Below are 13,520 nucleotides of genomic sequence, written 5' to 3' on the forward strand. Positions count from 1 at the left end.
TCTACTATTCTAACCATTTATAAAATCAATATACAACTTGTCAAGTTCCTTTTTTTGAAATAGTAGATTTTGTAACTCGTTTGGGTCTGTTGTTGTTTTTAGTCTTTTCTCAATATACCCACTACTTAGGCGTTTAATATTCTCAGCTACCATCTTTTGAAGGACTGAAATCTCTTCATAGCGCTTATCTTTAAAAATAACCACGTGGGAAATAATATTTTGATCTGTTGCTTCTGGATATTTTGTTGTGAAATAATTCATATCAATATCCACACCACTCTTCAATGCTTCAAACACAGCCTTTGCTAAATCTTGTAGCAACTGTCCTTCAAACATATCAGGTTGTATAAACTCCGCCGCACGTTTCCCAATCTGTGGGTAATGATAAAGGGTTGCTAAAAATAGTACTTCATTATTTAAAACATTTTGTACATGAGTAGGGGTTTTTTCTTCTTGAAGCTGCACCTTAGGGCGCACAATCTTCTTATAATGTTGATTCATCTCTGCCTTAAATGCTTCTTCATCTATATTATATTGCTTACAAATCTCTTCCATATAAATAGACTGTTCTATACTACTACCAGCTTCCGATAACATTAACGCGACTTCTTGGAAAAATTTCACACGTTCTTCTGGTTGATTTAAATCATGCTGTGCCTCAATATAGGTTACTTTAAACCAAATATCTGAAGGTGCTTCACTAATTAAATTTTCCACTTCTTCTTTTGTATGTTGCTTTAAATATTCATCGGGGTCTTTACCACCTTGTAGTTGAAGGACTTTTACCTTAAGACCAGCCCCACGCAAAATTGGAATTGCGCGTAATGCTGCATTCTTACCTGCATTGTCACTGTCATATAAAATGACCACTTGTTTTGTATAACGTTTTAATATTTTAGCATGAAGTGGCGTAAATGCTGTCCCGAGGGAGGCAACTGTTTGGTCAAAGCCTGCTTGATGCATGGCAATAACATCCATATAACCTTCTACCAAAATAAAGTAATCACTTTTTGTAGCTTTTGCCACATGTAATCCATAAAGCGTATTACTCTTATTAAACAAAACATTTTCTGGAGAGTTCAAATACTTTGGCATACTTCCATCCATTACACGTCCGCCGAAAGCAATCACTTTTTTGCTGGCATCAAAGATAGGAAATATTACTCTACCTGCAAATCGGTCATAAATCATGCCTTGATTTTTACTTTTTAAAACAAGTCCAGATTCTAGCAGCAATTCATCGCTATAGCCTTTTTGACTTAGATAATGGTATAGGCTAGTATATGCATTAGGTGAGTAACCTAATCCAAATTGCTTAATAGTCTCCATAGAAAGCCCACGACCTGTCAAGTATTCTAAGACTTCTTTATGGCTTTCATCTCTTAATGTATAATGAAAGAACCTTGCACTTTCTTTTAGAACTTCTAAAAGTTGTACACGTTTATGATTCTTTGCCATTTCCTCTTCAGATAAATATTCTTCATCTAATTTAATATGCTCTCTTTCTGCTAAATATTTTAAAGCTTCTACGAAAGTCATATTTTCTTTTTGCATCACAAAAGTAATGACATTGCCTCCTGCCCCACAACCAAAACAATAATAAAGCTGTTTATCTTCACTTACAGAAAAAGAAGGTGTTTTTTCATTGTGAAAAGGGCATAATCCTGTATAAGAACTGCCCTTCTTAGTTAAGGTTGTGTATTCGGAGATAATAGATACAATATCGCTTTTTTCTCTAATTTCTTCTATGACATGTTCTGGATATAACATCTACTCTCCTTCTTTCTATACTTGTTTTTAAACAGATTTTAATAGACTTGCCATGATTTTGGGAAAAACAAATCCATATACTGATGAATGGCATAACGATCCGTCATTCCAGCAATATAATCACAGACGATTTGTATTTCCAAATCCCCCTTCTTAAGCTGCTGCTTATATAACGGAGGTAATTTATCAAGATTTTTGATATAATACTCATACAATCTATATACAACTTGCTTTGCCTTGTCTTCTTGTTCTTTAGCTGATGAACCAATATAAACCCGTTCAAACAAGAATGCCCTCAAGGCATAAAAGGCCTTTCTGACTTCATCACTCATAATAATTTCTGATTTTTCCCTGCTCTGGGTAACAATATCTGTAATCAACGTATAAATACGCTCACTTGAAGTCTCTCCTAATATATCCGTATATATTTTAGGAATATCTTCTAACTTTAATACCCTGCCACGAATAGCATCATCAATATCATGGTTAATATAAGCAATTTTATCAGCCAATTGGACTACTTTTCCTTCTACAGTTGAAGGCTTTCCTTTTGTTGGGTGATTTAGAATACCATCTCTGACCTCAAAAGTCAAATTTAGTCCTTGTCCATTGTTTTCAAGTCGCTCCACAACACGTAAACTTTGTTTGTTATGTACAAATTCACCATTTGTTACTTCTTGTAAACTATGCTCACCTGTATGACCAAAAGGTGTATGTCCTAAGTCATGTCCTAAAGCAATTGCTTCTGTTAAATCTTCATTTAAACGAAGGGCTCTTGCAATTGTTCTTGCTATTTGAGAAACCTCTAGTGTATGGGTAAGCCTTGTTCTGTAGTGATCACCTTCTGGCAATATAAAAACCTGTGTTTTCTGTGCAAGTCTTCTAAAAGTCTTTGAGTGTAATATGCGATCACGGTCTCTTTGAAAAGCCGTACGAATTTCACAAGGTGCTTCTTCTACAACTCTTCCTCTAGAGTGTATACTTTGCATGGCTACTTTACTAAGTAACATCTCTTCAATTTTTTCTTGCTCTTGTCTATAGCACATATGCATCACCCCACATATTATATAAATACGACACAAAATACATATTTCCTTTATAAAATTATATTTTTGTTAAAACTAGTTAATTTATACATTTAACACAAGCTTTTTTTATGCATTATAACAACTCTTATTTTTACCTTTACTTTCTACTTTACGCACATTACAGTCTAAGTATACCTATTTTATATATTTTTTCTTAAAAGCAAAGAAATACCCCTTAAACGGGGTATTTCAGATTGTTGACAAATGAATTTTCCCAAAATAAACTCACAAATTAAGTGAGGATTATTCAAGAAAATCTATTAAAATAGGGGTAAAAAGAGCAGTTTAGGTCCATTTTTACCTCTGTTTTCTATTTCTAGACTAGTAAAATACTATGGAAAAGTTAATTGTCTACAGCCTGATACCCCTTAAACGGGGTATTTCTTTATTTCTTAAACTACCTCCATTTAAGGGATATTTTTTACTTTTTAGAAACTACTTGTCTACTTATGCCAATCTTTTTTAATTTAATTAGCATATTTCATAAGTCCTTCTAAAAGTGCTTCATACTGCCATGTATTGTTCCTACGTTCTAGAAGTCCAAAGTTTTCACCACTTCCTACAAAACTATTATTATCCCACCAAAGACAAGACATACCACGTGCTCTAGCTGCAGCAATATAATACGTTGTAAAGTCTACACGTGCTTGTAAATTATTATTTTTATCTCTCGCCCCAAATTCTCCAATCAATACCGGCGTTCCATTTACAATAAATTTATTATATAAACCATCCATAAAATCTGTGATTGCTTGTTGGTCCTTTGTCTTTGTCATATCCCACACATCTGTACTTCCTGATTCACTACTACTTTGCAATGCAAAAGCATATGGCACATAGGCATGAACAGATACAATAATCTTATTTTCCTGACTATCTGTTGGTAATTTAAAGCCTTCATATAAGACTGAATCTACGGCGGCATCATACCCTGGTACCATTAAGTAGCGGGTTTCATTTTTTCCTTGGCTCTTCCTAACAGTGTCTACAAACACTTGATTTAAAGTATTAATACATAATACAGCCTCCTTGCAGTTGGCCTTATCCCCTTGAAACCACCACTCATTTTCATCACCTACAAGACGCGGTTCATTGACACTTTCAAAAATTAAATGTGCATCATAATCCTTAAAACGTTCACTAATTTGTCCCCATATACTTGTCATATATTTTGTGCTATTCTCTAAGCACTCATTACTTGGATAATAATACGCTTTACTTATATCATGATGAATATTAATAATGGCATACATATCATTTGCCATTACATAGTCCACTACTTCTTGTACCCGATCTAGCCACACCTGACTAATTGTAAAATTATCATCTGTTAAATGATTATGCCAAGATACAGGAATACGTACAGTATTAAATCCTGCTGCTTTTACAGTATCAATCATTTCCTTTGTTGTTGGTACACCACACCAAATCGTCTCATACTTCATTTCATCCTCAAACTGATTTGTCTCTGTATTGGCATCAAACGTGTTTCCTAAATTCCAACCTATTTTCATTTCTTTAACAAAAGTCAATGCTTCATTTTCGGGTATTTCAAATTTCTGAACTTCTACATCTGGCACTGTAATCTCTGCCACTTCTGTGGTGTACTCTACTTGCTCTTCATCTTTTTTATTTTCTACGTTTTCCCTGTTAGTATCTATTGTTACATTTTTACTACCACAACCACTTAACAAGCCTAATGTAATCCCTATAACTATCATAGCCCCCCAACACTTCTTACTCATTGCACATCTCTTCCTTCTATTCATAAATTCAAAAGCTACTTTTCTTTAATACCTATTCAATAGTTAACTCTTTTTGATATAAGTACGCCATATTTCAAAGAAAACATCTTTCCGACTCATATATAATGGATTGACTTTTTGTACTAACTGATCATAGCTCACAACTGCTGCATATAAGTGCTCTACAATGGCGTTATAAACTTTATCATTTTTTGTCTTGAAGACTTCCGCCCCCTTCATATCTACATTTAAATAAGCTAATTCTTCCCCATAGCCATAACGATGTACATTCGTCCCATACTGATTATCTCTCATCACCATTTGAACTACTATTCCCTCCATAAGCAACATATAAGCCAGGTGATCTGCTATAAGATAATCTTTACGCATCAGCTTACCTAATGCTTGAATAGAAATAAACCAAAATTCGTTTATTTTATCTAAATCCCAGTCTTCCCAAAAATCTTTCTCTTGCTTTAGCACAATATGCTCTCGCAAATCACTTTGCGGCAAAGTTAATACCCTTTCATCATATCGCGTAAAGCATGTCACATCCATACGAAAGCCAGATTTCAAGCAAATTCGCAATCCTTCCTTACAAGTTTCTCCCTTCATTCTTTCTTGAAAGACAACCCCAAATATCTTATCTTTTAAGCCAAGTCGTGGAAAATATCTCTTATAAATAGGAGTCTGTTCCTCAAAATCCTCTCGGCTCAATTTTACCCATAAATTGAAATCCACATCACTAAACTTATCATGAAAACACTTTTCTAAGCCTTCTTCGATATGTACTTTATCTTCTAATGATTCAATAACTATATCTTTGATTGCAACTTTCTCTATTTCTGGCAAACTAAATATTGTTTTTAAAAATTTTCTAGTTTCTATTGTCATCATTTGCTTATTAATTTCCATATTTACACCCCTTTAGAATTGTACGCATTTACTTTTTCTAAAAAAGTGTCTTAACTTCCCCATATTTTTCATCGTCATCTGGACTCCTTAGTCTTTTATATTTTATAGTTTGATTGCTCTCGTTTCTATTTTACCTTTATAAAAAAAGCCATATGAGAAAATGGACTTCTGCAGTAAATCTATTTCCTAATATGGCCTTAATTGTTAATGCATGCTTTATCTTTTTATTTATCTGCAATAGCTGCTTGAGCTGCTGCAAGTCTTGCAATTGGTACTCTAAATGGTGAGCAAGATACATAGTCAAGACCAATCTTATGGCAGAATTCAACTGAAGAAGGATCTCCACCATGTTCACCACAAATACCAATATGTAATTTATTATTAACTGGTTTTCCAAGCTTAATAGACATTTCCATTAACTTACCAACACCTGTTTGATCAAGTTTAGCAAATGGATCATTTTCAAAAATCTTAGTATCATAGTAAGCATCTAAGAATTTACCAGCATCATCACGAGAGAAGCCAAATGTCATTTGTGTTAAGTCATTTGTACCAAAGCAGAAGAAATCAGCTTCTTTTGCAATCTCATCAGCAGTAAGTGCTGCTCTTGGGATTTCAATCATAGTACCCACTTCATACTCAAGGTTAACGCCAGCAGCAGCAATTTCAGCATCTGCTGTTTCTACAACTACTTTCTTAACGAATTTAAGTTCTTTGATATCGCAAATAAGTGGAATCATGATTTCTGGTTTAACTGTCCAATCTGCATGTTGTTTCTGAACATTGATTGCCGCACGGATAACAGCTTTGGTTTGCATTTTTGCAATTTCTGGATAAGTTACAGCAAGACGGCACCCTCTATGCCCCATCATTGGATTGAACTCATGTAATGAATCAATAAGTGCTTTAATATCAGCTACTGATTTATTTTGAGCCTTAGCTAGTTTCTCAATATCTTCTTCTTCTGTTGGTACGAACTCATGAAGAGGTGGATCTAAGAAACGAATTGTAACTGGACATCCTTCAAGTGCTTCATATAATTTTTCGAAGTCTCCTTGTTGATATGGAAGGATTTTATCAAGTGCTGTCTCTCTTTCTTCTACAGTATCTGCACAAATCATTTCACGGAATGCAGCAATTCTATCTGCCTCAAAGAACATATGTTCTGTACGGCAAAGACCGATACCTTCTGCACCAAGTTCACGTGCTTTTTTAGCATCTGCTGGTGTATCTGCATTTGTACGAACTTTAAGCTTTCTGAACTGGTCAGCCCATCCCATAATTCTGCCAAATTCACCTGCAATAGTTGCATCAACAGTTGGAATAAGTCCATCGTAGATATTACCTGTTGAACCATCAAGTGAAATGTAATCTCCTTCATGATATGTTTTGCCACCAAGTTCAAATTTCTTATTAGCTTCATCCATTTTAATATCGCCACAACCTGATACACAGCATGTACCCATACCACGTGCAACAACGGCTGCATGTGATGTCATACCACCACGTACTGTTAAGATACCTTGAGCGGCCTTCATACCTTCAATATCTTCTGGTGAAGTTTCAAGACGAACGAGAACAACCTTTTCTCCACTTGCATTCCATTCTTTAGCATCATCTGCTGTGAAGACGATTTTACCACAAGCAGCTCCTGGAGATGCGCCAAGTGCTTTACCAACTGGCTCAGCAGCTTTTAATGCTTTTGCATCAAATTGTGGATGTAATAATGTATCTAAGTTTCTAGGATCAATCATTGCAACTGCTTCTTCTGGTGTTCTCATACCTTCATCTACAAGGTCACAAGCAATTTTTAAAGCAGCTTGAGCTGTTCTTTTACCATTACGTGTTTGTAACATATAAAGGTGTCTATCTTCAATAGTGAATTCCATATCTTGCATATCGCGATAGTGGTTTTCAAGTTTTTCACATACACCTTTGAATTGTTCAAATACTTCTGGCATAACCTCAGCTAATTGTTCAATCTTTTGAGGTGTTCTAACGCCAGCAACAACGTCTTCACCTTGTGCATTCATTAAGAACTCACCCATAAGTTTCTTCTCACCTGTTGCAGGGTCACGTGTAAAGGCAACACCTGTACCTGATGTTTCACCCATGTTACCAAATGCCATTGGTTGTACGTTAACAGCTGTTCCCCATGAATATGGGATATCATTGTCACGACGATAAACATTTGCTCTTGGGTTATCCCATGAACGGAATACTGCTTTGATAGCTTCCATTAATTGTTCTTTTGGATCATCTGGGAAATCTGCACCGATTTTAGCTTTATATTCAGCTTTGAACTGATTAGCAAGTTCTCTTAAATCATCTGCATCAAGTTCAACGTCTTGTGTAACACCTTTTTTAGCTTTCATTTGATCAATAAGTTCTTCGAAGTATTTTTTACCAACTTCCATAACTACATCAGAGAACATTTGAATAAATCTTCTGTAGCAATCCCAAGCCCAACGTGGATTACCAGATTTTTTAGCTAATACTTCCACAACATCTTCATTTAAACCAAGGTTAAGAATTGTATCCATCATACCTGGCATTGAAGCTCTTGCTCCTGAACGAACAGATACTAAAAGTGGATTTTCTTTATCTCCAAATTTCTTTCCATTAATTTCTTCGATTTTAGCAATATATTCCATGATTTGGCCTTGGATTTCATCATTAATCTTTTTGCCATCTTCATAGTATTGCGTACAAGCCTCAGTTGTAATTGTGAAACCTTGTGGTACAGGAAGACCAAGATTTGTCATTTCTGCTAAGTTAGCACCTTTACCTCCGAGAAGATTTCTCATGTCAGCGTTACCTTCTTTAAACAAATATACCCATTTGGTTGCCATATTGAACATTCCCTCCTAATTCTTCACATAATAAAGTATCTAAGCTTTCCGGGATTTGGCGGTATCTCCGAAAGTCTTGTCCTCTTTATTTCCCCTACATTATAACACAAAATTCATCTTTGAATATACAATATTATAATTTTAAAAACTTTTATACATTTTCAATAAAAACATTGTTAAATTTATATCATCATTTCACTATTTTTATAATGTTTTTTATATGTATTATCAATTTTTACAAATTTCTTTTTGTTTCATTCTAATAATCAAAAATTATCTATTTATTCATTCTTTTCTTCTTATTTTGCTGTATTTATTTTTAAGTGACTACTTTTTTAAAGTCTTTTCATGTCAACCCCCTCTTTTATTCTGCTACTTTTTTAACAATTTTTATAGATTTTGTTCCATAAAAAAAGGCTATCCCTATAAGGATAGCTCTTTTTATATATTAGAACGCCATACGTTCTTGGATGTATGCTACTAAATCTTCAATTGCAACACGTTCTTGTGCCATTGTATCACGGTCACGTACTGTTACTTTTTTATCTTCTAATGAATCAAAGTCAAATGTAATACAGAATGGTGTTCCGATTTCATCTTGTCTTCTATAACGTTTACCGATTGAACCGGCTTCATCATATTCTACATTGAATTCTTTAGCAAGTAATTCAAATACTTTAATTGCATCTTCTGATAATTTTTTAGAAAGTGGAAGAACAGCTGCTTTAACTGGTGCTAAGGCTGGGTGGAATCTAAAGATTGTTCTTGTGTCGCCATCTTCTAATGTTTCTTCATCATATGCTTCACATAAGAATGCAAGTGTTACACGATCTGCACCAAGTGAAGGTTCAATAACATATGGAATGTACTTTTCATTTGTTGTAGGGTCAAAGTATGTCATATCTTGACCAGATGTTTCTTGGTGTCTTGTAAGGTCAAAGTCTGTACGAGATGCAATACCCCAAAGTTCTCCCCAACCAAATGGGAATTTGAATTCGATATCTGTTGTTGCATTACTGTAGTGAGAAAGTTCTTCTGGTGAATGGTCACGAAGTCTCATGTTATCTTCGTTTACACCAAGGCTTAATAAGAAGTTTTTACAGTAGCTTCTCCAGTAGTCGAACCATTCAAGTTCTGTACCTGGTTTACAGAAGAATTCCATTTCCATTTGTTCGAATTCTCTTGTTCTAAAGATAAAGTTACCTGGTGTAATCTCATTTCTGAATGACTTACCAATTTGACCGATACCAAATGGTACTTTTTTACGGCTTGTTCTTTGTACATTTTTAAAGTTAACAAAGATACCTTGTGCTGTTTCTGGTCTTAAGTAAACAGTGTTTTTAGAGTCTTCCGTTACACCTTGGAAAGTTTTGAACATAAGATTGAATTGACGGATATCTGTGAAATCGTGTGCACCACATGTTGGACAAGCAATTGCTTTATCTTTGATGAAGTTTTGCATTTGTTCATTTGACCATCCATCTACTACTTCTGGTGTTCCTTGTTCATCTAAGTAATCTTCGATGATTTTGTCTGCTCTGAAACGTTCTTTACATGCTTTACAGTCCATAAGTGGGTCATTGAAACCACCTACGTGTCCTGAAGCTACCCATACTTGTGGATTCATAAGAATTGCACAGTCAACCCCTACATTATATGGACTTTCTTGGATGAATTTTTTCCACCAAGCTTTTTTTACGTTATTTTTGAATTCTACACCAAGTGGACCATAATCCCAAGTATTCGCAAGACCACCATAGATCTCTGAACCTGGATATACGAATCCTCTAGATTTAGCTACTGCTACGATTTGTTGCATGCTTTTTTCTTGCATTTTAGTTCCTCCTTAAAATTAAAAAATAGCTTAATATATATGGGAGAAGGTGAAAAATAAAAAAAAACCTTCATCCCTCTAAAGCAAGGGACGAAAGGTTATCTTCCGCGGTTCCACCCTTATTGAATTCAATGATCTTCATTGCATTCCTCTTTTACTTAAAGCTTACTCCAAAGTGCCTTCATAAAAAGTGTTCTAACTGGCTCCCACTCTCCCAGTCTCGCTGATAGCCTTAACTTCTTACTACTTTTCTTTTTCATCGTAAAAAATATAGCTTTTCTTACGATTTAATGTATCAAAAACCCCCTAAACTGTCAAGTGGGTTTTTAGGCTTTTACAATAATCTTTATATTTTTTCCCGTTTCTTCTACGACTATTAAACTTTTTGTAAAACTTTGAGTTTGCAAAGCTTTAAATAAGCCCTTAGAATCAGCTATATCATATAAGATAAAACTTATTGACTCTGCTTCATCTTGTCTTGTAAGAGTCGCACCGCTTTCTTTGGCATATGTCTCTAAGTAACTCGTTAACAAATCTATATGCTCAGCCTCTATTTCCCAGATTTGTTCATCTTGTACTTTTCGTGTATTTGATAATACTTCTTTACCCTGACTTATTTCATTTGTTAGGCTAGTTTCACTTTGTACAGTAACTTTATCTTCTACTACATTTGAATTTTCATCTGCTTGATTAGCTATATTAGGTACTGCTGATGCTTGTTCTTCTGGTGCTATCCTTGCTTGTGCTACGCCACTAGATGCCGCCATCTTATCAGAGGCTTCTGTTTGCGTCGGCTGCACTTCATCTCCGATTGACTCTGTCAACTTTTGTGCTGAGTCTTTAGCTGTTACCGCATAACTCTCCTCTCTACTATCCATCTCATTTAATTCTAAAGGATGTACTTTTATTAAAATCACACCGACTAATAAAGCTGCTACCATCCCACCTATACGCTGCGGCCAAAGTGATTTCACCTTACCTTTTTGTGTTTCTTTTGCCACCCTCTCTAGCATCTGTTTATGTAAAAGGGGTGGCACCACAGTCTCTTCATCAGCTGTTTCTTTTAAATGACTTAGCATTTGCTTTAACTGTGCATATTCATTTCTACAGCTTGTACACTGCTTTAAATGATCTGCTATTTCTGCTTTTTGTTTTTCATCTAGTATTTTATCATAATAAGCTGATAATGCTTCTCGACATTCATTACATTTCATAGTGCACACTCCTTAATATCCCTTTTGACGAAAAAAAGATTTGTAGGGTTCCTTATTTTGCTCTAAAACTTTTTTTAGTGCTCCCCTTGCTCTAGAAAGTCTAGATTTTACTGTTCCTAAAGAAATCTGCAGTATTTCTGCAATTTCATCATATGAATAATCTTCCACATCTTTTAGCACAATAATTGCCCGATATTCTGGTTTTAACTCACTTAAACCAATCTGAATAACTTCCTTAAGTGCCTTTGCTTCAACCTGCCCTACTACATCTTCTTTTGAAACTTCATCTATTAACCATTCCTCATCTTTTTCATTTCTTTGGAAAATAGAAATATGCGTAATATGCTTTTTATTTTTACGTAATAAATCAATACACTGATTTGTTGTTAAGCGATAAATCCACGTACTAAGCTTTGCATCACCTTTATAATGTTTAAGCTGTTTCCATACTTTAAGACAAACTTCTTGAAAGGCATCTGCTGCTTCTTCTTCATTTTGTAGCATTTTTAGACAAAGCTTATAAATATTATTTTCATAAAGACTTATAAGTCTTTCAAATGCTTCAAGATCGCCATTTTGAGCTGCCTGTATTAATGCTTTGTTTTCTGTCACTTATACTTCCCCCTTCTCAGTCATTTGCCTTCTTATTTTAAGGTATACAACCTACTTAATGCAATCTTTTTACATAGAGAAATGACTTTATAAGATATATATTTCAATTTTATAGTTTGTTTCTCTATATTCTTATTAATGCTATATTTTTTAGATAAAATTAATTTTCCACTTGCTATGGTATGAAGATTATGGTAATATAATACTTGTCTTAAGTAATATTTTTTAAGCCGCTGTGGCGGAATGGCAGACGCACTTGACTCAAAATCAAGCGTACCTTGTACGTGTCGGTTCGAGTCCGACCAGCGGCACTATTCATATGACTTTGACTAAAAGGTAGGTAACTTTCATCCTTACGATAAAAGTTACCTACCTTTTTATCTTTAATTATTTTCTAAATACTATAACTTTATTTATTCTTTTATATGTATTACACTAGTTATAGTGTAATACATATATCATATTGCTACTAAGTAATACTTTTATTTAGTATGCCAATACAAGGAGGATACATATGGAAAGTTTAAATTTAAGAAATGTAATAGGTTCTGCAGAAACAGCTACACCTATTACTAAAGAAATGCTTGGCCCTCTTGCTACTCTTGATTTTCCCCTTGGCCAAAGATGCCCTTCTAACTGGTGCCCACCTGTAGGTTATACCTTAGAAAAAGCAACGGTAAAGGATGTCCCTATCGAACGCTTAATCCCCGAAAACGGTAGCAATGGCAAAGCCATTTTAATGCTCCATGGCGGTGCCTACGTTTGGCCTCTTATGGATTCTAACAGAGAGCTTGCTGTCGTTTTATCACAACTCACCCAAGGTGCTGAGGTCGTTAATGTAGATTATCGCATTGCTCCCACATATGTTTACCCAGCTGCCCTTGAAGACTGTGTAATTGCCTACAAAGCTCTTTTAGATTTAGGCTATAAAGGTGAAGATATTCTACTGATAGGTGAATCTGCAGGCGGTGGCTTAGTATTAGCTCTTACACTCTATCTTAAAGACCATAGCTTACCACTACCTAAAGGTATTATTGCCATTTCTCCTTGGACCGAATTAAACGACATTGCCCCTTCACACCGCATTAACTACACCAAGGATATTATTCTTGGTCAAAATGGCTGTTCTATCGCCACTCAAGGCAAAAAACAATTTTATCGTGCAAATACAGACTACAGAACCCCTTATCTTTCTCCACTCCATGGTGACTATTCTAACTTCCCAGCTTTGCTCGTTCAAGTCGGCACTTATGAAATGCTTTATGACGATGCCACAAGAGTCGTAGAAAAAGCTGAAAAAGCTGGCGTAGATGTTACTTTCTCAAGTTACTACGGTATGTTCCACTGTTTCCAAGAAATTTTACCTGAGTTACCTGAAAGTAAATTAGCTTGGGCTGAGATTAAAAGGTTTATTAATCAGTATTTTTACTAGTTTTATAGTAAGCGTACAATAATCAGACGTATTGTTAAAATAAGATAGCCGTACTAAA

Annotated in this window: 9 protein-coding genes, 1 tRNA gene and 1 other annotated feature; of the genes, 2 read left to right on the forward strand and 8 right to left on the reverse strand. The window is 34.9% G+C overall.

Going from position 1 to position 13,520, the window contains the following annotated elements:
- Positions 1-9: 9 nt before the first annotated feature.
- The 8 genes from dnaG to AC1VAQ_RS02555 all read right to left on the reverse strand — a co-directional run bounded on the left by dnaG (position 10) and on the right by AC1VAQ_RS02555 (position 12,030).
- Positions 10-1,770: a DNA primase gene (dnaG, locus tag AC1VAQ_RS02520; protein ID WP_302595354.1), complete on the reverse strand. Its 1,761-nt coding sequence runs from the start codon at positions 1,768-1,770 to the stop codon at positions 10-12.
- Between the two features lie 38 nt (positions 1,771-1,808).
- A complete protein-coding gene (locus AC1VAQ_RS02525) occupies positions 1,809-2,816 on the reverse strand; it encodes a deoxyguanosinetriphosphate triphosphohydrolase (protein WP_302595352.1) in 1,008 nt (335 codons plus the stop codon).
- 509 nt (positions 2,817-3,325) lie between these two features.
- Complete coding sequence (locus AC1VAQ_RS02530; protein ID WP_302595351.1) at positions 3,326-4,603, reverse strand: glycoside hydrolase family 5 protein; 1,278 nt, start codon at positions 4,601-4,603, stop codon at positions 3,326-3,328.
- A 63-nt stretch (positions 4,604-4,666) separates the two neighbouring features.
- The gene (locus AC1VAQ_RS02535; protein ID WP_479903438.1) at positions 4,667-5,518 is read right to left on the reverse strand and encodes a hypothetical protein; all 852 of its coding nucleotides are present in this window, start codon (positions 5,516-5,518) and stop codon (positions 4,667-4,669) included.
- Positions 5,519-5,742: 224 nt separating this feature from the next.
- Entirely contained in the window at positions 5,743-8,370 is a 2,628-nt protein-coding gene (gene ppdK / locus AC1VAQ_RS02540; RefSeq protein WP_479903439.1) for a pyruvate, phosphate dikinase, read from the reverse strand.
- A 448-nt stretch (positions 8,371-8,818) separates the two neighbouring features.
- The gene (locus tag AC1VAQ_RS02545; RefSeq protein WP_302595345.1) at positions 8,819-10,204 is read right to left on the reverse strand and encodes a glycine--tRNA ligase; all 1,386 of its coding nucleotides are present in this window, start codon (positions 10,202-10,204) and stop codon (positions 8,819-8,821) included.
- Between the two features lie 83 nt (positions 10,205-10,287).
- Positions 10,288-10,473, reverse strand: a binding site (T-box leader).
- 57 nt (positions 10,474-10,530) lie between these two features.
- Entirely contained in the window at positions 10,531-11,418 is an 888-nt protein-coding gene (locus tag AC1VAQ_RS02550) for an anti-sigma factor family protein (protein ID WP_302595344.1), read from the reverse strand.
- A gap of 12 nt (positions 11,419-11,430) precedes the next feature.
- The gene (locus tag AC1VAQ_RS02555) at positions 11,431-12,030 is read right to left on the reverse strand and encodes an RNA polymerase sigma factor (RefSeq protein ID WP_302595343.1); all 600 of its coding nucleotides are present in this window, start codon (positions 12,028-12,030) and stop codon (positions 11,431-11,433) included.
- A gap of 229 nt (positions 12,031-12,259) precedes the next feature.
- On the opposite strand from AC1VAQ_RS02555, the gene AC1VAQ_RS02560 reads away from it, so the two are divergent.
- Positions 12,260-12,341 (forward strand) — tRNA-Leu (locus AC1VAQ_RS02560).
- 203 nt (positions 12,342-12,544) lie between these two features.
- Positions 12,545-13,462 (forward strand): alpha/beta hydrolase, encoded by a 918-nt coding sequence (locus AC1VAQ_RS02565; RefSeq protein ID WP_302595341.1) that lies wholly within the window; start codon positions 12,545-12,547, stop codon positions 13,460-13,462.
- The last annotated feature ends 58 nt before the right edge of the window (positions 13,463-13,520 follow it).

The sequence above is a fragment of the Cellulosilyticum sp. genome, assembly GCF_982396655.1.